The organism is Staphylococcus simulans (assembly GCF_025561465.1).
GTDB classification, from domain to species: Bacteria; Bacillota; Bacilli; order Staphylococcales; family Staphylococcaceae; genus Staphylococcus; species Staphylococcus simulans.
Genome location: NZ_CP095100.1, coordinates 216,724 through 241,234, shown reverse-complemented (window position 1 = coordinate 241,234; position 24,511 = coordinate 216,724). Strand labels below are relative to the sequence as shown.

Here is a 24,511-nt window from a genome sequence, read left to right as displayed (position 1 = left end):
AAAAATAAGCCTTGAATCTCTATAACTCGTATAGAAGTTCAGGGCTTATTTAATACTTAAAAATCTACCTACTCATTCATAAAACAATATTCCACTATTCTTCTTTAAACCAATTAGAAATTTCTCCTCTTCTCGCAGCAAACTTCATCTTTGAAATTGAACTGTTCTTTATAACTACAGTATATCTATAGCTTGTTTCTACTAGTTTAGCTATGTTTTTTAATTCTTCTGGTTCTTTTCCATCTATCCCTAAATATCTAGTGAATACTATAAAATATCTATCCGTAGGCAAAACTTCTTTAGCTTGATTTACCATGTATTCAATAAATTGATTAATTATAACTATTTCCTCTACGCTATTTTCAGTTTCTCTTTCAATAAACCTCAGTTTATTATCAATGAATTCATCTTCTTTAAGATTATCCATTTCTTCATCTAATGATATTTGGTTATAAACACACATTCCCATGAACTTTTTTAAGTTGAATAATTGCTTTTCAGAAATCCCAATCTTCTCCCTCAACAATGCATCTAACTTATCTTCATCCAGAAAGTGATTTTGCGACATTAAACGATTCATATAATTTATCTGTTCTTTTTCAAACGTGGAAATTTTATATGAAGATTTGTGATCATCTATATTCTTTCTGACATAATACTGAACTCTGAAATACTTATCATATTGAAAAGAGCTTTCATTATCTAAATTAAACTTTTCCATTATATTGAGCAATCCTTCATATCCATACGATATTAAATCTTGCTTTTCTAAAATCGTTTCTTTTATCTGTAATATATTTTGTTCAACCACTTTATCAACAGTATGATGATTCAGCATAATGAACTTGTTTGCCCAATACTCTTTTTCCTTCTCATCACACGTTCTCCAATTTTTTATACATTCGATACTCTGAACATTTATTTCCTCTTTTGTAGATCGATCCATTACATTCTTATTTCTATTTTTTGATGTTGTATTCATTTGTTGTCCTTCTTTTCTTTATTTTTAGAACGATTGATTTAAAACCTGCTTCAATTTCTACAATATGAACGCCTACCTCTCACATTTATTTTTATCACTCATAAACTACTCTCCTTTTTCTATACATTTATCAGCATGGAAATGCGAACATACAAATTATACATGCTTTTGCTCTACATTTTGTTTACCAAAAAAGCAAAATAAGTGTCATTTACCTCTTCACTTTCTATATGTTTAACGTTACAATGAGTTCATTCACACAATTTTCTGATTATTACAATAATTATTATAGGAGGAGATAACTATGAATCGAAGACAACACTACTGGAAAGATTGGCGATTACATGTCTTAGTATTAGCCATTGTTGTGATTTGTGAATTAATTGGCCCATTCGATATTCCATTAGGGGTTACGTCTATTTTATTATTACCTGTAGTTTATGGAGTTGTCTTAGGTTTATTAGCTTATTTCACTCCTTTGGTTGGTAAGAAACAAGCCAAACACTCAGAGCCTATGGTATTTATTTCTGTTGCTATTTTAATTGCGAAATTTGGTACTGAAGCAGGACCTGCACTTCCTAAAATTATCGCGGCAGGCCCAGCATTAGTTTTACAAGAGCTTGGTAACTTAGGTACGATTTTTCTTTCTTTGCCGTTGGCAATTATGCTTGGACTACGTCGTGAGGCTATCGGTATGACACACTCTATTGGTAGAGAAGCAAACATGGCGTTGATTACAGAAAAGTTCGGTATTGAATCTCCAGAATGGCGTGGTGTCATGTCTATGTATATCTTCGGAACAATTTTCGGTGCGATATTCTTTAGTATCTTTTCAGGTTTGATCGCATCCATCATACCTTTACATCCATTAGCTTACGCAATGGCGACTGGTGTTGGTAGTGGCGTTATGTCAGCTGCCGCAGTTGGTCCTATTATTGAAATGTTCCCAAGCTACGCTAGTGATATTAAAGCATTTTCAGGAGTCAGTAACTTATTAACATCAGTAACTGGATTATATATGGGTATCTTAATCGCATTACCATTAACAATTCGTTACTACAATGGTGTTATGAAGGTTAAAGCTAGACTACAAAAAAGTACAAAAGGAAAGAGGGATATACATGAAACTCACGTCTAATATTATCAACTGGTCTTTGACGCTTGTTGTTGTGGGACTTATTGCGTTAATTAGTAACTGGATTGGCCAAGACATTATGCCTTCAAAAGCTGTTCCAGGTGTTCTTGCGTTAATGGGAATCGCTTTGATCGGTATGATTCTTCAACAGCTCATCCCTCTTAATATTCCTAGTATTGCTTATATTGGTGTACTTGGATTAGTACTTACAATTCCTGGTATGCCGACGGCACCTTATATTGTAAGTTGGACACACAATGTAGAATTAATGGCTTTAGCTACACCAGTTGTTGCATATGCTGGTATTTCAATCGGCAATTCTTGGACTGACTTTGCGAAGTTAGGATGGAAAACAATCGTTGTAGGTATGGTCATTCTAATGAGTACATATATCGGTTCAGCCGTCGTAGCTCATATTGTGTTGAAGATACAAGGTATTATTTAACTTATAAATACAAGTTTACTAAATAGGTAAAGGAAGTCGATTGTGCCGTCGACTTCCTTTTTTTATACTAATTTCTAAGTAATAACATCTACTATGTTTATTACTCAAATTAAGCTGCGTCACAATAAATATAGAGAGGACTTGAGATAATGAAAGTCACATACGTCGCAATATTTTATAAAAATGATCCGAAGCTTGAAGGCCAATACTTCTTTGTAGATTTCGATGTAGAATCACTACATGAAGTACTTCCTCCAATCGAACTCCTATCTCCTGAAGATTGCTTAGGCTTCGCCCTAGCAAAGTATAAAGAACTCGGCATCCCCTTACCTGAACCCTTCTCCTTTGATTTAATCTTTCTTAATGACACTTACTATTATGAGAAAAGAGCAATCACTATTGAACTCAATGAATACACTGGAACTAAGAAACGTAAACCCAAAAAGTTTATTCCTGAATGGCTCTACCGTTTTGAAATGGGTGAAGATGAAAAGTTTCGAAGAAAACGAGAAAGAGATTGGCAAAGAAAATCTATGGATGAACTAATGAACACAGAATTTGAAGGTGCTCACGTTGGCTTTATGTCAGGCAAGCCTTGGTTACCACAAGCAACAGAAGTAAGATACGAAGAAATTTATGACTTAGAATAAAAAAATGCCTCCAAAAGCATTCACATGATGTGAGCTTAAGGAGGCATTACTTATGCATTAAAACCTATTCAAAGTATTACTGCGATACATTATTTATGATCTTTTGTTTCTTTCTTACGACGATTAAATAAGAATACACTACCTAATGCCGCGAATAATGTTCCAATTAAACCTGCATTTGTACCTTCTTCACCTGTTTCTGGTAAAGCTTCATCTTTAGAAACTTTTGGAGCTTTTTCCGGTTGTTTTTCAGATTTAACTACTTTATGAGGGGCTACATCATCTTTTGGTGCTTTAGGTGGTGTAGGTTGACCAGGTTCTGATGGTTGTTCTGGTGTAGTTGGTACTTCTGGTTTATTTGGTTTTTCAGGTTTTTCTGGCGTGTTAGGTACTTCCGGTTTCTCTGGTACCTCTGGTTTTTCTGGTACTTCAGGTACTTCTGGTTTCTCTGGCACTTCTGGTACTTCCGGCTTCTCTGGTTTTTCAGGAACTTTTGGTTCTTCCGGTTTCTCAGGTGTGATTGGTTTTTCAGGTTCTACTACTGGTTTATAGAAGCCACTGTCGATTGTGAAATCATCCGCATTATCTACAACGACTTTAACTGTTCTACCGTCTGAGTCTAATGCTTTGTCTCCTACATTCACTTTAGTTGCTTCATAACCTTTCGGTGTGTCGAATGTTACTGTGTATTCACCATTGTATAATCCAGTAAATTGATAAATACCGTTTTCATCTGTCACTGTTGTTTCTGTGCTGCCGTCTGGCTTAGTTAAAGTAACTGTTACGCCTGAAATGCCTTTTTCATTTGAGTTTTGAACACCATCTTTGTTGCTGTCTTCCCATACTTTATCTCCGATAGTGTATGTTGCTGGAACTGGTGTCGGTTCTACTACTGGTTTATAGAAGCCACTGTCGATTGTGTAATCATCCGCATTATCTACCACGACTTTGGCTGTTCTACCGTCTGAGTCTAATGCTTTGTCTCCTACATTCACTTTAGTTGCTTCGTAACCTTTCGGTGTGTCGAATGTTACTGTGTATTCACCATTGTATAATCCAGTAAATTGATAAATACCGTTTTCATCTGTCACTGTTGTTTCTGTGCTGCCGTCTGGCTTAGTTAAAGTAACTGTTACGCCTGAAATGCCTTTTTCATTTGAGTTTTGAACACCATCTTTGTTGCTGTCTTCCCACACTTTATCTCCGATAGTGTATGTTGCTGGAACTGGTGTCGGCTCAACCGTCGGTTTGTAGAATCCGCTGTCGATTGTGTAATTATCTGCATTGTCGATTACGACTTTGACTGTTTGACCGTCTGAGTCTAATGCTTTGTCTCCTACATTCACTTTAGTTGGTTCATAGCCTTTCGGTGTATCGAACGTTACTGTGTATTCGCCATTTGGTAATCCTGTGAAGTGGTAAATACCGTTGTCGTCTGTCACTGTTGTTTCTGTGCTGCCGTCCGGCTTAGTTAAAGTTACTGTTACGCCTGAAATGCCTTTTTCGTTTGAGTTTTGAACACCGTCTTTACTGCTGTCTTCCCAGACTTTATCTCCGATTGAGTATGTTCCTGGCACTGGTGTCGGCTCAACCGTCGGTTTGTAGAAACCACTGTCGATTGTGAAATCATCCGCATTATCTACCACGACTTTGACTGTTTGACCGTCCGAGTCTAATGCTTTGTCTCCTACATTCACTTTAGTTGGTTCATAGCCTTTCGGTGTATCGAACGTTACTGTGTATTCGCCATTTGGTAATCCTGTGAAGTGGTAAATACCGTTGTCGTCTGTCACTGTTGTTTCTGTGCTGCCGTCCGGCTTAGTTAAAGTTACTGTTACGCCTGAAATGCCTTTTTCGTTTGAATTTTGGACACCGTCTTTATTACTATCTTCCCATACTTTATCTCCGATTGAGTAAGTCGCTGGCACTGGTGTTGGTTCTACCGTTGGTTTGTAGAATCCACTGTCAATTGTGTAATCATCTGCATTGTTGATCTTCACTGTAGCTGACGTACCTTCTGAATCAAGCGCTCTAGACTCTCCTTGTTCAATCAATGTAGATTTATAACCTTCTGGTGTTTCGAAATCTACCTGGTATTCGCCATTTTCTAAATCTGTAAATTTATACTTACCTTTTTCGTCTGTAACTGTCGTTACTTTTGTACCATCCGGTTTAGTTAATGTGACTGTTACACCTGCAATACCTACTTCATTTGAGTTTTGGATACCGTCTTTGTTGCTGTCTTCCCAGACATAGTCACCTAAGTTGTATGTTGCTGGAACTGGTGTCGGCTCAACTGTTGGTTTGTAGAATCCACTGTCAATTGTGTAATCATCTGCATTATTGATTTTCACTGTGGCTGATGTGCCTTCTGAGTCAAGCGCTCTAGAATTTCCTTGCTCAATTAATGTAGATTTATAACCTTTTGGTGTTTCGAAATCTACTTGGTATTCACCATTTTCTAAGTCTGTAAATTTATATTTACCTTTTTCGTCTGTAACTGTCGTTACTTTTGTACCATCTGGTTTTGTTAATGTGACCGTTACTCCAGCAATTCCTACTTCATTTAAGTTTTGGATACCATCTTTATTGCTGTCTTCCCAGACATAGTCACCTAAATTATATGTCGCTACTACTGGTTTAAAGAATCCAGAATCTATCGTATAATCATCTTCTCCATTAATCGTTACATATGAAATCAATCCATCAGAGTCCTTTTCACGATTGTTTCCTGATTCTTTAGTTGTTGGAACATAGCCATCTGGTGTTTCAAATACAACAACATACTCACCATTTTTAAGGTTATTAAATAAGTAGTTACCATATTTATCTGTAACTGCTGTTTGAAGTATTTGACCTGCCTTATCTTTTAAAATAACTTTTACGCCTTCAATTGATTTTTCAGTAGATTCTTGAATACCATTTTGATTAATATCTTCCCATACATAATCTCCAATTTTGTAGTTTTCAAGTACACCGTCACCAGTTCCATCACTATATTGAGTCACTACATTAGTGTCATAGTAATAAGTAGCTTCCCTACCATTATAATCCCTGGCATATAATATAGATCTTGTTGTTAAGTTAGAACTGAGTGTCGGGTCAAATTTTGAGTCAACAACTACGACATAAGAATCGCTAATAGCCCCAAAGTTCACCAATAAATTACCATGATTATCTGTGTCCACACGATAATTTGATGTTAAATCTGGATATTTAGAAACATCAAATGCATAGCTGTCTGTTAAATCTGCTTTATTAGGCACTTTATAAATACGAAGTTGTGTATCATCAATTTTTAATAATGCATTACTATCCTTATCCTTGGGTCCTATTCTTAATATAGCTGAAGCTAGATTATTATCCATTGGATTAACATAAATCACTTGTTGGAAATCATTTGTTTTTTGTAAGGCATCTACACTTGTAATTACAGTATCAACAGAAGCTGGATATAAGCCTTTATCATGAGCGTCATAATCATATGTGATTTGCGGGTTATACTTTTCTCCGGCTAAATCATAGTTCAAAGTATATACACCTTTTTTTGTAGCTTTATCCCTGTCAGTAAATTGTGTTAAGTCGAATTTGCCAGAAATATTTTGTTTATCATTAACCCAATCTGTAAATGTGTATTTGAGAAGTTTAGTATTTGTATCATATACACCTACCGCAACAATCATACCCGTTGGTGTGGCTAATACTGTATATGCTTTATCTTCTGCGTTTTTATAATGTAAATCGCCGTTGAATGTCGCGTATTCAGGCATTTGTACTGTGAAGTAATCTCCACCTTTAACTTTGTCATCTACTTTATAATCCGCTGTTAAACGGAAATTGCCACCTTGGTTAGGGTCAATTTTTGTTTCGCTAATTTGTGGGTTTGAAACTGTAACTAAGTCATTAACGTTTGAACCCTTTTGATCTGTTGCTACATCTTTCAAATCTTCAGCAGTATAAGCTGCTCCTCGTAATATTTGTGCGTTTTGTGCTGTAGCTTCAATAGTGTCCTTATCTTTATTTTGAGATGATTGCTTTAATAAGTCTGCCGTTACTACTGGAGTTTTTTGCGGTGTAATATCCGCTTCTCCGCCCCTTGTTTCAACAACCGGATTAACAGGTTGTGATGCAGTTAATGTTTGAGGTGCTTCTACAGGTTTAATTAATTGTTTTTCTTCTGCTGATTCTTCAAATTTTTGTGGATTGTTTTCAGGTTGTACACCTGTTTCTGGTGCTTCATTAATTGTTGGTGCTGATTCTGTAAGTGGTGTTTTTTCTTCAATAGGATTTTTTTGTTTAGTAGGTGTTGATTCTGTAGTTGGTTGTGATACTTTAGGTTCTTTAGAGGTATTCTCTAGTTGTTGTTTTGTATCTGCTTTGTTGTCTATTAGTGTGTCATTTTTAATCGGATCTTTTAGTGTGTCATTATTTAATTGATTTTCAGTGTTATCAATGTTTGCCGGCTGAGCATCTGGTGCCCCTGCATTTTTCGCAGGCTCATCTGGCTGTACTGATGTTGAATCTTTAGCCTGGTTTGATGTCGTTATCTCCTCTGCTGCTTTTGCTTCGTGACCAAGACCGAATATTAAGGTAGCACCTACAATAATGGATGCTGTACCAACCGAAAATCGGCGGATTGCATATTTGTTACGGTGCTTTGCCTCAAAATTATTTAGTTGTTTATTCATGTGTTTCTCCTCTCTCTATTTAAGCCGTTCAATGCTTTTATCCCTAATTAGGTATAAAAATTAAGCCGAACCAATCTGTATTGTTCCTGTAGAACGTTGGAGAAGAACTAGTGTTTGAAATAGACAGACTTTCTTCATCCCTGGGGACTCACAAAATGAGTAGGAAACAATAACAAATCAGACGGCTTAATGTGATTATATTTAATTAGAGTATTAAAATATTGTATTAAATAATAGAAAGGGTACTTATCACTTTACATATTTTTGTGATATTATACTTTTTTGTTTCTTCTGTACTGTGTAGGTGTCATTTCAAATTCTTTTTTAAATTTCTTACAGAAATGAGAAGAATCTGCATAACCTAACATTTGGGAGATTTCACTGATGTTTAAGTTACGATCTAGTAACTTCTTAGCATCTTCTAGTTTTGACTTAGTAATATACTTTTTAACTGTCATACCAAGTTCATTTTTAAAGTTTAAATTTAAGGTCGTTTGGCTAATGTTAAATTCTTTAGCAATCGACTCTATCGTGATTTCATTGTAAAGATTCTGGTTGATATAGTTGAGAATTGAAGATAAAAATGGGGAGAGCTCTTCATCCACGATTTCACCTATTTTTTGAGTGAAAAATACGATAGCGCCATTTCTGACTTTCATAATTTCCGAAAAGTTTTTAGCGGCTTCATTGTCAATAATCATTTGGTCTCTCGTGCGGGTTGCTTCTAATACATCCATGCCTGATTCTATTGCGAGTTGTGATAATTTTTCAAAAACGATAATCGAATAATTCTTCTCGCTACGAATAGAATCTCTTTTACTTGTTGGCATGATTCCTCCTTCCAAATCTGATAGAGATTTCTTCAACTTTGTTATAGAACCTTCTCTCACTAAATCCATCACTTGCTTTTCATACTTTAATTTATTCTTTTCTTTTTCGTTTTCAATAAAAAACAATTTTTCTAATCCAGCGTCGTCTAACATTTTCTGCAACTTTTCTACATAGCTATGTATGGGCTCAAAAGTCGGGTCTGATTGACGATCTAATGTAAAAAGATAGTGCACTAATTTAATAATGTCTCTAATGTCTTCTAAGGAATAGAGCTTTATTTCTGGTGCATAATCATTGATTGCCTTTTTAAATTTAATGCTGATGTTTTGTTGTTTTAAAAAGTGTGTAAAGAAGTCGTCCGGTGGTAAACAATGGACATTAAACGGACCAAACAGATAATGCTTGTCCTCAAAGTTATGAAGTAGAAATACTTCATTCATGGCACCTGTTAAAATATAGTAATTATGCCTTTTCTTTTCATCTTCAACAGATTTAATAAGATCTAGTTCGTTATATTGCGGGCTTATCATTTTCTTCGATGTATACTCCTGTATCTCATTCAGATTAGAATCGTATGCTTTAACATTGATACCTAAACATACATGAAGCGATTTTAATATTGCTTTTTCTTTCATTTCTAATCAAAGACCTCCTAGTTGTTACGAAGTTTCTCTTGCCTCACATTAATATCATAATAGCAAATCGAAATATTTAATTGTACATATTATAAAACATTGTATGTTTAAAACATACAATCGCTCACAAGTTGTATTTTAACAATACTGTCATTACAACCTTATCGTAAGCAAACGTTTTCCTTAAATTATCAATAACCTTTCTAAATCTTAAATATGTTTATCATTAATCTTAAATTATTTGATTAAAACAAATAAGTATAACTTTAAATTATTATAGACGAACATAAAAAGTAGAGCCTGTCAGAAATAGAGGCTCTACTTATATCTTTACGAAATATAGACGTCATTATTTACGTAAATTCAAACGCTTTTTTATTATACTTGATTTGTCAAGTATACTTTGTTTCATAGACAATAAATACCTGAATGTTTCACGTCAAACCAAATCAACTTTACCTGATCTTTTCATCAAATGTTCAAACTTATTGTACTTATTTTTGCATTATATAACATAATGCAGTTTATTTAATCTTGCTCTGTATCAACATTAAATAAACGTTCCGCATTTTGATAAGCAATTTTAGCTTGTTCTGTTGGTGTGAGATTCAATTCATCTAAGAATGTCGTTAATCCCTCTGGTTTTATATACGGGTAATCCGATGCATATAAGATACGATCAATATCGAAATAGTGACGTATCATTTCAAATTGAGGTCTCGATAACATCCCACTCGGCGTGATGTAGAAGTTATTTTTAAAATACATACTGATAGGTTGTTTTAAATGTTCTGATATGATTGCTTGATCCATACGCTCTAAGAAGAACGGCACAAATTCTCCCCAATGGCCGAGGATGATTTGTAGATTCGGATAACGGTCTAATAATCCTGAAAGTACTAATCTTACCGCATGAACCCCTGTCTCCATATGCCAGCCATATCCAAATGACGCAAATATTGATGCAGTAACGTCATCATAGCTTGAGCTATTATAATAAGCTTGGTAGACTTCAGACTTAATCGGTGCTGGATGTAAGTAAAGTGGTACATCTAATTCTGCAGCTGCTTCAAATATCCCCTCGTACTTTGGATGATCCAAGAACGTACCGTCTTCTCCTCTTCCTGCAATCAACGCACCTTTAAGCCCTAGTTCTTTTACACTTCTTCTTAATTCTTGTGCTGCTGCTTCTGGTTCATTAATCGGCAATACCGCCAAGCCTTGAAAACGTGTCGGACGTAAGTCCACATACTCTCCTAACACATCATTACATAACTGACATAATTCAATTCCTGCCTGTCCTGTTAAGAGTGAAGGTGCTTCTTTACCATAAGATAAAACCTGCATACGTACGTTATTGTCATTCATAAATTTCATACGTGTTTTATGTTGGTCTAGATCATCTTCACCATGAAAGTCAGTCTTTTCTTCTAAAGCTGAAAGCATTGTTTCTAACGGAACACCTTTAGGATCTTTCGAAACTAAATTCCTCACCTTTTCTTGTACATCTGTCAGTATATAGTGTTCTTCAACCAAAATCGTTTCCATTTTTTCTTCCTTCTCTCTTCTATATCGTTAATAATCTTTTCCCGAGTTACCTTACATATATGCGATAAGCTTTTCAATAATTCGTTCTAAGCTGGTCTGTTCAAAATCAATTCCCATAAGATTATCTTACTTAAATAGTAGTTAATTTCCATAAACTTTCCATTTTCAATGGTAAATGCCATCTCCAACTTACAAAATTTTCTATACCATACATCGCCACATTAAGCTTGATACATTTAAAATAGTTCCGTTTTCGTGTAATTATAAATTGATACATATAAACTATTTTTTAGATTTTAATGGTAATAATTAAGAATATTACATAGATTACAAATATTACCGTTGTTAAACAATAATGGAGACCTTTATAAAGTGAGACCTATCAACTTTTTCCTGAGTTTTTATAGTGCCTGTTATAAAATTGTCACATTTGCCTGTATATTATGACATTTTAATTATTTAATGCTAATTGATAGGTTTTAACTAAAATCTATTACATTTTTCTAACAAATAATAAACATTCTTACATTTTAGTAAAATTAGATTTTTTTAATATTTGATATGTCAATCTGTTCGGGGATAAAAAAACGAGGTGAAAATTTTGTTATTAGTAATCATATTTTCCGCATTGATTTTAGTACTTGGCATTCGTGAAATGCATGTACATAGAAAACGTATCAAACAGATCCCGATACGTATCAACATTAACGGTATTCGCGGTAAGTCCACCATTACTCGATTAATCTACGGCATCTTACGAGAAGATAACTACCAAGTTATTGGTAAAACAACAGGAACTGATGCCCGAATGCTGTATTGGTTTGATGAAGAAGAGTATCCAGTCGTTCGTAAACCTCAAGGCCCGAACATCGGAGAGCAAAAGGATATTTTGCAGAATGTCATCGACAACAAAGGTAAAGCCATCGTCAATGAATGTATGGCCGTCAATCCAGACTATCAAATCGTCTTTCAAGAAAAGCTGTTAAAGGCGAATGTGGGTGTCATTGTCAATGTCATGGAAGACCATATGGAAACTTTAGGTCCGACATTAGATGAAGTGGCAGAAGCATTTACCGCAACAATTCCTTATAACGGAAAACTTGTCATCATGAAAGACGATTACACAGACTTCTTTAAGAAAGTCGCAGATAAACGCAACACTGAAACGATTGTCGTGGACAGAGATAAAGTTGAAGAAGATTTACTTAGAAAATTCGACTATATCGTCTTCCCTGACAATGTCGCGATTGCGATGGGTGTCGCAAAAGCAATCGGCGCCAATCCAGATGTCGCAATTGAAGGTATGTTGAACGCACCGCCTGATAGTGGCGCAGTACATATACACTACTATCATAAGAACGATACTAAGAACATCTTCGTTAATGCCTTCGCCGCAAACGAACCTCAGTCATCTAAAGCGATTCTCCAAAAAGTAATCGACTACAAATATCCCTATGAAAAGAAAGTCATTATTTTGAATTGTCGTGGTGACCGTTTAGATAGAACAAAACTCTTTGCTGAAGATTTCATTACTGACGTAGACTTCGACACGTTGATTTGTGTCGGCAAGAGTACGCAGCTTGTGACAGAAGTCATGAAATCTCAACCAGATAAAAAATACTTGAACTTTGAAGGAAGACCTTTCGAAGAAGTAGAACAAGCAATCTATGAGGAATCCAAATCGGCACTAGTTTTTTGTGTCGGTAATATTCATGGTAACGGCAAGAAAGTCGTGAATTTATTAGAAGGGATGGATTAATTTTGGTAGGTTCAGAGCTGTATTTCTCATTATTTGTAGGTATCGTACTCAGCTTGATATTCGCTGAGAAATTCGGTATCAATCCTGCAGGGCTCGTAGTACCTGGTTATTTAGCTTTAATATTTGATCAACCTATTATGTTGCTGTCAGTACTGATTATCAGCTGTCTGACATACTTCATTGTGGCACACGGTATTAGTAAAGTTGCTTTACTTTATGGACGTAGAAAGTTCGCCGCAATGATTTTAACCGGCATGATTATAAAATTCGTTTTTGACTTGATATATCCACTGACCCCCTTTGAGGTCGTGCAGATATCCGGTATCGGTATTGTCATTCCAGGCATTATCGCGAATACCATTCAAAAACAAGGTACAATCACTACGTTAGCTTCATGTATGCTGCTGACTTGTATCACGTACGTCGTGTTATTCGCATATAGCTTTATCAAATAAGAAGGAGTTAGAGTATGGCTAACAAGCAACGTTTCAATATAGAGAATTGGATTTTAAAGAAATCCAAAAATCAAAAGAAGCATAATTCTAAATACATGTTAGTTGTGTCTATCGTTGCGCTGATACTACTCATAACGCTCATGGCCACTGCTAAAACACATAAGGTCGATGTCTTCGCTAAACATAAAGATGATATTCACTTAGCTTACTTCGGTAATGTCAATTTGAATAAATACATCAGACAAAGTGACTTAGATGATATGTTCGACCCCATTCACAGCATCATTAAAGAAAGTGATTATGCTTCAACCAGCTTGAATATCAATCGCGTATCTAAAAATCCATCTAAGAACGTCAAAAAGAACTTAGATAATATCGCATTTATGAAATCACTTGGCTTTACGAATCTTAATTTGACCAACAACGCAGTAGACCTCGCAGACATGAAACAAATTGAAAAACAAGCCAATCAAAAATACGGTTATAACTTTTTAACCGGTAATGGTTCAAACCCATTAAACAGTAAAGTATCTCATAAGACGATTCATGGTAAGAAAATTGCGACTGTGTCATTTACAGACATCAACTCAAAATATACGAATGCGAATAAAGCCACAACATCTATCGCTTTAGATCCGAAAATCTTTGTTCCATTAGTTAAAAAACTTAAAGAAGAAAATGACATGGTTGTTGTCAATGTAGACTGGGGTATTCCAGATGAACCACATGTCACAAGCCGTCAGAAGACTTACGGTCACGCCCTAGCAGAAGCAGGTGCTGATGTGGTCTTAGGCCATAATACAGTGATTCAAAAAATTGAAGAACATCAAAATACACCAATCTTCTACAGTTTAGGTAATGTCACTTCAGATGATTTCTTATCTGAGAATAAAAAAGGCTTAGCGGTTCAACAATCATGGGATGGAAATCGCAGTGACTTCATGATTACACCGATTAAGACTTCCGGAGATAAAATCACCAAAGATAATATGAACGTCATAGAAAAAACAAAACTAAAAAATCGTATTTCTCACCCATCCATCAAACTTAAAGATACTAAAGGAGGCTACTATTATGAAAATTAAGAATTACTTATTATATGCGGCTATTGTATTGATCATCGCCAGCATTTTCTTAATGATTATTCTCAGCAATGCGAATGAACCTTTAGATAAATATGAAAAACATGATTTAAAAACTGAAAAACACGTGTCTTTCAATGGAGGTCATACCTTCCATGAACATTTATAGTAAAAAGGTACTGACAGTTATATTTATCATCACATTGCTGGTATCTACTGTCTTCTACTTTGTAAATAAAGAAGACCAAGTCGATAAAGATGAACTTTATGAAAATAAATTAGCCTCTCAAAATCATAAAGACGCTAAAAAGAAATATGGTGTCGCAACGAACAATAAAATTGCGAGAGCTGTCGGAAATAAAATTATTCAAGAAGGCGGAAACTCAGCCGACGCAGCTTACGGTGTTGCTTATACTTTAGCAGTTACTGAACCTTACGCTGCAGGACTCGGCGGTGAAGGTACGTCATTGACGTATGATGGAAAAAAGGGGTCCAAACCTACTGTCTATGACTACAACACAGTTTCTGGCTATAACTATCAAAAAGGCGACGAAGTCGGTGTACCTGGTTTTGTTCAAGGTATGCATGACATGCACGAAAAAGAAGGTCATATGAGTGAAAAGAAAATCTTAAACTATGTTATTCCACTTGCTGAGGACGGATTCCAAGTCAACACTGACCTTGCAAAACTCCTTTCTAAATATAGTGGGAACTTAGATAACAACTCACCTTTCTTTAAAAAAGAGGACCAAGTCGTACAAAATGGCGACGTCGTTAAACAAGAAGCTTTAGCTAAAACATTAAAAGGGATTAGAGATCACGGTCCAGATTATTTCTATAAAACACAAGGACCAAGCATTGCTAAACAAAGCGGGAGTCATTTAAGCGAGAAAGATTTCACTGACTATAAAACACAAACGAAACAACCACTTTCAACTAACTATCTGAATAACCAAGTCTATACATCACCTAACCCAACCAGCGGTATGCTGACACTTCAAGGTCTGAAAATTGATCAGTCTATCAATGGCAACTTAGGTGAAGAAAAACGAAATGACTTTATTGAAAGTGTTATCGAAGCAAGAAATGTAAACTTTAAAAATAGATATTTAATCAATGATCAAGCAAAAAATGACACTAAACATACAGGAGATCATTATTTATTAAAACGTGCTGAAAAGTACAAGAACATTAAAAATCAATTCGGTTTACAAGGACAAGTGAATACAGCTGGTTCACACTTTGTAGTTGTTGATAAACAAGGCCGCATGACAAGCTCAACAAACACACTCAACAACTTCTTCGGTTCTGGCGCTTATACGAAACAAGGTTTCTTTATGAACAATGCTTTAAAACGTTTCTCAGATTCACCAGATAGTGATAACCACGGTGACAAACATAAATCACCGCGTTCATTCATCTCACCTACCATTGTGGTTGGTAAAGATTATTACTTCGGCGGCGGTACACCAGGCGGCAATAAAGTACCGACTCTTATGCAAGAAAACTTATCTAATTACTTACGCGGTAAAGATTCACTGCAAGAAACAATTGATAAGCCGCGCTTCTATAATGACGGCAAAGATGTCTATTATGAAGACGGCATGAGCGACCAAGACCTTAAGACGATTAAAGACTTAGGTTACAATCCTAAAAACAGCGCAGACAATCCAAACTTCGGCAGTTTCCAAGGTGCAACTTACTTCAAGAAAGACAAGAAAACAGAAACAGGACATGATGTTGAAGTAAGATAGTGTGAATTTATTGCTGTATCAATTGTAAGGTTAAACCCATCACAAACAAGGGACTGAGATGACGACATAAAAGTTATCTCAGTCCTCATTTCTTTAAAAATCTATTGACTAAAGGAGGCTGAACATAATGCGACGCGATCATCCAATGCTCAAACGTTTTCTATTGATTTTACTCTTGAGTATTGCACTAACTACACTAGTTTTTATTCCTTTCTTTATGAATGCGGCAAAAGGCATTGCGTTCATTAGTAAAGGCGATGGGTTTTCACAGTTAGTTCCTTTCCAAAAGTATTTATATCATCAATACACACACTTCAGAAGTTTTTATGATGTTTCATTCGGCTTAGGCGGAGATTATACAAAAGGCTTATCTTATTACTACGCAACGTCACCTTTATTATTGCTATACTTCGGTATCGTCTATATTGGTGAACAACTCTTTAATCTGCCTGCGCACAGTATACAATTTTGGGCTGCCAACCAGATTTTCTTGAGTTATATTCGTGTAGTATTCACAGTCTTAACAAGTATCTATTTCTTTAGATACCTTAATTCCAACCGTTTCTTCGTCATACTTGCAACGTTAATGTATGCAATTTCTGTTGTGACGATTTACTTTAACTTTACCTGGTCATTTTATGGTGACGTACTAATCTTGTTGCCGTTATCGTTATTAGGCTTAGAACGTTTCTTTCAAGCACGCAAAATCGGTTTATTTATCTTTGCGATTGCAGTCACGTTATTCTCTAATTTTTACTTCAGTTATTATGAGTTTATTATTCTAAGCTTTTATACTTTATATCGCATTATTTGGCCGTACCATAAAGACATTGTTCAACGCGTACAGAAACTTTATCTTTTAATTATTGCGGCAGTACTCAGTTTAATGATCGCAAGTCTCGGTTTTTATACAGGCGTTTCAGCTGTCATGGCTAATGACCGTCAAATCAATCCCAACTTAACGTTATCGTTACTCATTGATTTCAAAGAAAAATATCATATGTTTTCTGACGGCTTTTACATCACAATTTCAACACTGACATTCATCACCTTATTTGCGTTTAGATTATATAAGCATTATTTCTATCGCTTATTTGCGATTTTAACTTGGATAATGCTGATAGGGTCACTAACCCCTTATTTCGATAGTTTCTTTAATGGCTTTTCATTGCCTGCACGCAGATGGGTGTACATTTTAGGACTTTCATCCAGTGTCTTGATTGCATTATTCTTACTTCATCTTTCTGAAGTATCTATCAAGCAATACCTATACACAGCCCTTGGCTGTGTCGTTGTCATGTTATATATGTATACACAATACGACGGTAATAATACATGGATGTGGGTCACACTGGTATTAATGATTTTCCTATTTATTTGTTTGTATCAACCACACTTGTTGAAGCGAAAAGCCACCTACATCGCAATTGTTTTACTGGTATTCATTCAACAATTGGTAATGATACAAAATTATCATGATACACATATGTCTATTTATGAACGTCCGATTGCTTCTATGAAAGAAGACAATTACAACAATGCTAAACTGCAACATAAATTTGATCAGTTGCAACGAGAGAAAGATCCATTCAGTCGTATTGAATATCTCTCGTTCCCTGCACAAAATTCGCCTTTAATTTATGGCTTTAGAGGAATCGCACTATACTCTAGTCTGTTTAATGGAGATATTTTAAATTACTATGATAAAACAATGCAGATTGCACAGCCGATTGATAAAAATAGTAACTATCGCTTTTTAGGTAATCGCGCTAACTTAATGGCATTGTGGAACGTACAAGACCGCTTCAAAAACCCAATCGACCACAACCGCCCTTATGGTTTTGAACCGCAATCCACAATTAAAGGAAAGAAAAATAAATACGAACATTCAGCATCAACGATTGATTACCCTGCTACTCACATCACAGATAAAGTCTATGATAATAAAAAATTAAAAACACCAATTGAGAAAGAACATGCGATGTTAAAAGGTGTCGTCTTAGATGACGCTACGCCAGCGACTCACAAAACAGAACATAACATCAACTACAAAGACCAAATCCAGGAAGAAGCTGATGATGCGCGTTGGAATAAAACAGACGAAACCTTAAAAGTTAAAGAGAAAAATGGCGGTATTGATTATACCCTTCCAAAATCAATGACTGATAAATATAAAGATTTATATTTTGAAATTGAACTTGAGTTACAGTCACCAGATAAACCACACCGAGTTAAACTAAATGAATTCACGCAAAACCGCAGTTCACTCGGTTACTCTTATCGTCGTGTGGTTAATCCATTAACTATTCGTATCAAAGCCGATGATAAAGTGCGATTAAACTTACCTAAAGGAAATTACCGTTATAAACTTAAAGGTGTCTACGGTGAAGATTATCAAGCATTGAAAACTGCATCACGCTCAGTTGACCGTGTCAAAATCAAACCTACATCTCACGGCTATACCTTTACAAAACAACCACAAGATCATGGTTATTTAGTCATCCCGACACCTTATGAAAAAGGTATGCATGCGACAATTGATGGTAAAGAAGCAGAAGTGAAAAAAGGTAATGGTATTGAAACAGTCATTCCTGTTAAAAAAGGTCAAAAACACATTCAGCTTTCTTACACACCACCTTATCTTTATCCACTTTTAATCCTTAGTGGTATTGGACTGATTCTGGCTATCGGCTTTACTCGGTTTGTTCGTCATAAAACTAAATAACTTCATTTAATATCGAATGATTCACTAAAGAAGCAGCGGCCTAAAAGGTGCCGCTGCTTCTTTATACATATTCATTAACTTTTTAAGACTCATTCAAAGCGCTATTAATACTGTCAGTGAATGCAGACATACGGTCTGTCCAATTTGCCGGATTTTCACGGCTTGGACGAGATGCATCGCTATTTTTAAAGAATTGGTTCGCAAATTGATTATTCAACTCAATTTGTACCCCTGCTTTTTGTTGGTTTTGATTCGTAATATTATTTAAATTACGCCCTGCAATATTACCTGTCGCTTCTGTGACATCAAAACCTTCTGATCTTAACGACGTAGTGATGCGTTCTCGTAAAGCATCATCTCGTCCTCCTACATAGATATCATTACCAGAACGTGCTGTTTTATGAATAGTCACTGTCTTTTTCGACTCATGAACCATGGCTTGTGCTTTAGGTTCATCATAATTTGCGGATGTGACATGCAGTTCTTTATTATTTATTGGGCGAATACCTTTAAATGTGTAATAACTCGCATTATTTTTATTCGCAATTTCATATGCGATTTCACTTGTACCTGGTTCAATACCACCGCCATGGGGTGCAACGATAAGTGTATCATTTGTGCCCTTACTTGTTTTGATCGTCCAATCTTTACCCTCTTGTGTAGCCTGTTGCAGTTGCGTCATCGATTGATATTTATCTGAAGCACTGAACGTTACTGGAGATAATGTCAACAAACTAACCATAGCTATCGAAACCACACTCGCTGAAATCAATATCGGATTCTTTATCTTTCTCATTCTACAACACCTCTTTTTATCGCTCTTTCTATATAATTATCTCCTTTCCTAAGTTCACTTAATTTCCGCTTTAAGCTTATCCATACTTATTAATCCCTTTAGTAACAGTGTAACCTTCTTGAAATAATTTAATCATATTTTTTGTGAAAACATTATAATCTTAATTAAATATTAAATCCGGTAAAGCAATTGAGCAAAATAAAATTTAGCATGGCTTTTTTAACACAGTTAATTTTCTCAAGCTAGTTTAACCTTAACATTTTATCCTACATTTTTATGCAATTTGCTTTAAATTTATAATTTAGGGGTAGTAATAACTAATGACATATCTCCTGTGATTCACTTCATTAAAATGCTGCTGCGTTAATCGACGATTTCGCAACTGCATTTTAAATTTTTTTAATTTTTTTCGATACTTAAATTATCGGTAAAATGAATGTGTAATTTAAGTTGTCAGAATTATCAAAACAGTTGGTATGACTTACTTTGTAGCACTTTCTGAAATGACATTGTATTTTCAGAAAAGACAAAAAGAGGGTGAATTTAAGCATTTTGTCTGTCAATTGTTTGTTGAAAGCGATTTCATTTTTATGTATTATGACACTAAAGATATAAAAAGGGGCTGGTTTATATATGCAAGGAGAAGAGAAAAATGGGCAAAACGTAGAACAACAAGCACAAAATGAAAAGAAACCAAAAGCCATAGGAATTTGGCCGTCATTATTTACATTGGGGTTAATGATAGCGGTCATGTTATTTACAGTCGCAGTATTAAAGAAAGAACCACATATTCCACTGATGATTGGGACAGCAGTGGCTATCGGGGTTACAATGTTGCATGGCTATAAGTTCGACGATGTCGAGCAGATGATGTATAAGGGGATCAGACATGCTTTACCTGCGATTGTCATCATTATTTTAGTCGGATTGATTATCGGATCATGGATTGGCAGCGGTGTCGTTGCGACAATGATTTATTATGGTCTACAGTTGATTGATCCACGTTTCTTCTTAGCAGTAGTCGTCTTACTGTGTGGTATTGTCGCATTAGCAATCGGAAGTTCTTGGTCTACCATGGCAACTGTGGGGGTTGCTTCAATGGGGATTGGAATGAGTATGGGAATCAACCCAGGTATGGTAGCAGGCGCTGTCATCTCAGGCTCATATTTTGGAGATAAAATGAGTCCACTCTCTGATACAACAAACTTAGCATCAGGATTAACGAAAGTAGATTTATTCGAACATATTAAACATATGACTTATACAACAATCCCAGCACTTGTGATTTCACTCATCGCATTCTTTATTATTGGGATGCAGTATGGTAATCGTAATTTCGACGCTAAAAATATTGAGAAAATTCTATCAACGATGCAGAATGAATTTGTGATTTCACCTTGGTTATTGTTAATTCCTTTAGCTGTTATTGTATTAGTAATGTTTAAAGTACCTGCCATTCCTGCCATTTGTGCTGGTATTATCTTAGGATTCTTCGCACAAATTTTTGTACAAGGCGGTTCTTTAACAGAAGCACTGACTGCACTTCAAACAGGTTATACAATGGAGTCAGGCAATAAGATGGTGGATGAGTTATTTAACCGTGGTGGTTTAGAATCTATGTTCTATACAATTTCACTGACACTCGTCGCAATGACATTCGGTGGTGTCTTAGAATATTCAGGTATGTTAGATTCACTCATTAGCATCATCTTACGTTGGGCAAAGAATACAGGTTCATTATTAACATCAGTGATTCTATCTTGTATCGGTACAAACTTCACTTGTTCTGAACAATATATTTCTATTATTGTACCAGGACGTATGTATGCACAAACTTTTGCGGATAAAGGTTTACATCCTAAGAACTTATCACGTGCGTTAGAGGATGGCGGTACACTGACTTCTGTCTTCGTACCATGGAACACATGTGGTGTGTTTATCGCATCAACATTAGGTGTCGGCGTAATGCAGTATGCGCCATTCGCATTCTTAAACTTCTTAGTACCAATCATTTCTATTATCTTCGCATACACAGGATATAAGATTGTGAAGTTGCCGAAAGACAAACGTGAAGGTGTAAAAGCTAGAAAAAAGAAAGCCACTTTGCCTAACGATACGAACTTAGCATAAAAAATATTTGAATTTTTAGAAATCTAATAACGGATAGTTTAACACCCTCGTGTTGATGACACGAGGGTGCATTCTGTTTTCTATGATTTAAGACGTTCGCTAAACGTTTCAAATGATATTTGACCTGTCGCTAACTTTTCATATTCAACGCGCATTTGTTCATTTTTAGATAGCGGACGTTCATATAAGGCTTCAACACATGTCGCTTCGTCTTTTAACGGTTCGTATAATGACGTTAACGTTTTAAACACTTCATAATAACGCAAGCCGAATCTTCTTAATGATTGTGCATTAAAATGAATACCGTCTGGATTCATTGTTAACCCTTTTGAAGTGACAAAGTATGTGTCTGGCACTTGTTGCGGCATAGTTTGTAAAATATGGTTGATTTCTGCATGTTGTGTCAAAGTACGACTGAAACCTTCTGCATGTGTTAAATGATCTAACCCACCTATGACGAAAGGTACATGAGGCAGATCAAGTTCCTTTCTGACATGTGCAATCACATTTTTTAATTGTGATTGATACACTTGATATAAATCCTGATTACAGTCGTTTTCACCTTGGTGCCATAAGATACCGATAATTTCACTCGTTTCTTGCGCAAAACGAGCTTCAGAAAGTGCATGGCGCATGAGTACACTTCCGGGTTGCCATTCTGAAATAGCGCTGCCGCCTTCAGCACAAGGGATTAAGCCGATAGATTCATTGGGATGGTCGATTGACCAAGCTTGCGCAAACGCACTCGCCAAACCGACACCTGCTAAATGTCTATCAGCGTGAATCGGTTCACCCATCATTTGCCATCTGCCATTTCGCAAGACATTGATATGTTCATTAATAATGGCTGGAACTTCATTTAGAAAGCCTCTGCCTGCCATATTGGATTGGCCCAATAAAAGAATGGATTTCATCTTGATACCTGCTTTCTATAGTTTGATTCAGTTTCATTATAACAAGTATTTCTATTCTTTAAGTAGAATTAATTTTTAAAAGAAAACGTTTTCCTTAATAATTTAAACCGCTTCGCTTATCTTATAAGTTGAGGATTGATAGAATGGAGTGGTATTCTATTTTCAAAATAAAATAACAGAACGTGCTTTTAGTGTTAGGAGGAGTAAAAGAATGAATAAACCCCATTTAGTGGCACCTGAAGATTTCAATATTGTCTCTGAGATTGAGAAGTACGCAAAAGATAAATCAAAAGTTGCGATCATCTTTGAAGATAATGCAGGTGGAACAACAGAAGTAACTTATGATGAATTAATTCGCAGCGCAAATCGCATTGGTAATTTATTTAAACAACATGGTTTGCGTAAAGGCGATACATTACTCATTAAAATGGAACGCAGTATTGAAACCTATGAAGTTTATATTGCGGCATTGAAATTAGGTGTCGCTTTAATCCCAGCATCTGAAATGTTAAGAACGAAAGACTTGCAGTACCGTATTACACACGGTGAAGTCGATGCAGTCTTGTCTATTGCGTCAGGGGCAGATGAATTTGAAGGCGTAAAAGAATATGATGACTTAACAAAATTCATTATTGGGGATACTAAAGAAGATTGGATTAATGTCGAAGAAGGCAAAAAAGAAATGAGTGAGGAATTAGACATCACACCGACAAAACGTGATGACGTCGCTTTCTTACCTTATACATCAGGTACAACAGGCAATCCTAAAGCTGTTGTACACTCACATGGCTGGGGTTACGCACATATGCAGATGGCACCGAAACATTGGTTGAACATCAGTGAAGGTGACATTGTATGGGCCACTGCCGCACCTGGTTGGCAAAAATGGGTATGGAGTCCATTCCTATCTACAATGACATCCGGCGCAACAGCCTTTGTGTTTAATGGTCGCTTCAACGGCACAGTCTATTTAGAATTACTCGAAAAATACAAAATCAACGTACTTTGCTGTACGCCGACTGAGTACCGTATTATGGCCAAACTCCAAGATTTAGGTAGTTATGACCTATCTCATCTTCATGACGCTGTATCAGCCGGAGAACCTTTAAACCAAGAAGTTGTTGAGAAATTCCAAGATACTTTCGATATCACAGTACGTGACGGTTACGGTCAAACAGAAAGTACTTTAGTGATCGGTTTATTAAAAGATGTTAAAGGTAAACCTGGTTCTATGGGTAAAGCTATCCCTGGCAGTGAAGTCACTATTATTGATGATGAAGGTAACTTAGCTGAAGTCGGAGAAGTCGGCAATATCGCTGTTCCAGTCGATTTACCTGCATTGTTCAAAGGTTACTTCAAAGAGCCTGAACGTACACAAGAACGTATCGTCGGCAACTATTTCATGTCAGGCGACTTAGCTAAAGTTGATGAAGATGGCTACTTCTGGTTCGAAGGCCGTAAAGACGATATCATTATCAGCTCTGGTTACACAATCGGACCATTCGAAGTGGAAGATTCATTAACGAAACACCCTGCAGTTAAAGAATGTGCAGTGGTCGCAAGCCCACATGAATTACGTGGTAATATCGTAAAAGCCTTCATTATCTTACAAGATGGCTATGAACCAAGTGATGACTTAGTGAAAGAACTTCAAAATTATGTCAAATACGATGTCGCACCTTATAAATATCCACGTGCGATTGAATTTGTTGAAGAATTACCAAAAACTAATTCAGGTAAAATCCGTCGTGTTGAATTACGTGAAGCAGAAATCGAAAAATATAATAAAAAATAAAAGCAATACACCTTACATCCCTGTCATTCGGCGGGGATGTTTTCATGTTATAAGGATGAAGGAAAGAGAAAATATACTTTTTATTTCCTGGGTTATAGCAATCAAAAATAAAGCCTCTGAAGTGACTTGTGTGCCACTTCAGAGGCTTCTCTATCTCTCTACTATTCAATTAGATTATTAGTGTTCT

16 protein-coding genes and 1 pseudogene are annotated in these 24,511 nt (G+C 35.9%); 11 read left to right on the top strand and 6 right to left on the bottom strand.

Annotated features, from left to right (window positions below):
• Positions 1-94: 94 nt before the first annotated feature.
• On the bottom strand, positions 95-982 hold the full coding sequence (locus MUA87_RS01035; protein ID WP_262551111.1) for a hypothetical protein: 888 nt from the start codon (positions 980-982) through the stop codon (positions 95-97).
• Between the two features lie 304 nt (positions 983-1,286).
• On the opposite strand from MUA87_RS01035, the gene MUA87_RS01030 reads away from it, so the two are divergent.
• The 3 genes from MUA87_RS01030 (at position 1,287) to MUA87_RS01020 (ending at position 3,212) form a co-directional block, all read left to right on the top strand.
• Positions 1,287-2,120 carry a DUF3100 domain-containing protein gene (locus tag MUA87_RS01030; protein ID WP_105967095.1) on the top strand — a complete coding sequence of 278 codons (834 nt, stop codon included), beginning with the start codon at positions 1,287-1,289 and terminating at the stop codon, positions 2,118-2,120.
• Entirely contained in the window at positions 2,104-2,562 is a 459-nt protein-coding gene (locus MUA87_RS01025; RefSeq protein WP_262551109.1) for a hypothetical protein, read from the top strand. Before MUA87_RS01030 ends, MUA87_RS01025 begins: the two co-directional genes overlap by 17 nt.
• 149 nt (positions 2,563-2,711) lie before the next feature.
• Positions 2,712-3,212, top strand: coding sequence for a hypothetical protein (locus MUA87_RS01020; protein ID WP_262551107.1), 501 nt, complete (start codon positions 2,712-2,714; stop codon positions 3,210-3,212).
• A gap of 119 nt (positions 3,213-3,331) precedes the next feature.
• Here MUA87_RS01020 and MUA87_RS01015 read toward each other — a convergent pair.
• The 3 genes and pseudogenes from MUA87_RS01015 to MUA87_RS01005 all read right to left on the bottom strand — a co-directional run.
• A pseudogene (locus MUA87_RS01015) lies at positions 3,332-7,849 on the bottom strand (SdrD B-like domain-containing protein); the annotation flags it as partial.
• Between the two features lie 323 nt (positions 7,850-8,172).
• Positions 8,173-9,366, bottom strand: a complete 1,194-nt coding sequence (locus MUA87_RS01010; RefSeq protein ID WP_262551104.1) for a YSIRK-targeted surface antigen transcriptional regulator — start codon at positions 9,364-9,366, stop codon at positions 8,173-8,175.
• Positions 9,367-9,894: 528 nt separating this feature from the next.
• Complete coding sequence (locus MUA87_RS01005; protein ID WP_262551102.1) at positions 9,895-10,914, bottom strand: amidohydrolase family protein; 1,020 nt, start codon at positions 10,912-10,914, stop codon at positions 9,895-9,897.
• A 601-nt stretch (positions 10,915-11,515) separates the two neighbouring features.
• Between MUA87_RS01005 and pgsB the strand changes: the two genes are divergently transcribed.
• The 6 genes from pgsB to MUA87_RS00975 all read left to right on the top strand — a co-directional run bounded on the left by pgsB (position 11,516) and on the right by MUA87_RS00975 (position 18,689).
• Entirely contained in the window at positions 11,516-12,673 is a 1,158-nt protein-coding gene (gene pgsB / locus MUA87_RS01000; RefSeq protein ID WP_002480094.1) for a poly-gamma-glutamate synthase PgsB, read from the top strand.
• 2 nt (positions 12,674-12,675) lie between these two features.
• The gene (gene pgsC / locus MUA87_RS00995) at positions 12,676-13,128 is read left to right on the top strand and encodes a poly-gamma-glutamate biosynthesis protein PgsC (RefSeq protein WP_002480095.1); all 453 of its coding nucleotides are present in this window, start codon (positions 12,676-12,678) and stop codon (positions 13,126-13,128) included.
• Positions 13,129-13,142: 14 nt separating this feature from the next.
• The gene (locus tag MUA87_RS00990; protein ID WP_002480096.1) at positions 13,143-14,213 is read left to right on the top strand and encodes a CapA family protein; all 1,071 of its coding nucleotides are present in this window, start codon (positions 13,143-13,145) and stop codon (positions 14,211-14,213) included.
• Complete coding sequence (locus MUA87_RS00985; RefSeq protein ID WP_002480097.1) at positions 14,203-14,379, top strand: hypothetical protein; 177 nt, start codon at positions 14,203-14,205, stop codon at positions 14,377-14,379. Before MUA87_RS00990 ends, MUA87_RS00985 begins: the two co-directional genes overlap by 11 nt.
• Positions 14,366-15,964, top strand: a complete 1,599-nt coding sequence (locus tag MUA87_RS00980) for a gamma-glutamyltransferase (RefSeq protein WP_002480098.1) — start codon at positions 14,366-14,368, stop codon at positions 15,962-15,964. The genes MUA87_RS00985 and MUA87_RS00980 overlap by 14 nt, the downstream gene beginning before the upstream one ends.
• A gap of 127 nt (positions 15,965-16,091) precedes the next feature.
• On the top strand, positions 16,092-18,689 hold the full coding sequence (locus MUA87_RS00975; RefSeq protein ID WP_262551100.1) for a YfhO family protein: 2,598 nt from the start codon (positions 16,092-16,094) through the stop codon (positions 18,687-18,689).
• An 82-nt stretch (positions 18,690-18,771) separates the two neighbouring features.
• On the opposite strand, the gene MUA87_RS00970 is transcribed toward MUA87_RS00975, so the two are convergent.
• The gene (locus MUA87_RS00970; RefSeq protein WP_002480100.1) at positions 18,772-19,485 is read right to left on the bottom strand and encodes a poly-gamma-glutamate hydrolase family protein; all 714 of its coding nucleotides are present in this window, start codon (positions 19,483-19,485) and stop codon (positions 18,772-18,774) included.
• A gap of 633 nt (positions 19,486-20,118) precedes the next feature.
• Between MUA87_RS00970 and nhaC the strand changes: the two genes are divergently transcribed.
• A complete protein-coding gene (nhaC, locus tag MUA87_RS00965) occupies positions 20,119-21,615 on the top strand; it encodes a Na+/H+ antiporter NhaC (protein ID WP_002480101.1) in 1,497 nt (498 codons plus the stop codon).
• A gap of 80 nt (positions 21,616-21,695) precedes the next feature.
• Here nhaC and MUA87_RS00960 read toward each other — a convergent pair whose 3' ends face one another.
• Positions 21,696-22,529 carry a sialate O-acetylesterase gene (locus tag MUA87_RS00960; RefSeq protein WP_262551097.1) on the bottom strand — a complete coding sequence of 278 codons (834 nt, stop codon included), beginning with the start codon at positions 22,527-22,529 and terminating at the stop codon, positions 21,696-21,698.
• Between the two features lie 211 nt (positions 22,530-22,740).
• On the opposite strand from MUA87_RS00960, the gene mbcS reads away from it, so the two are divergent.
• The gene (gene mbcS, locus MUA87_RS00955; RefSeq protein ID WP_002480103.1) at positions 22,741-24,324 is read left to right on the top strand and encodes an acyl-CoA synthetase MbcS; all 1,584 of its coding nucleotides are present in this window, start codon (positions 22,741-22,743) and stop codon (positions 24,322-24,324) included.
• The last annotated feature ends 187 nt before the right edge of the window (positions 24,325-24,511 follow it).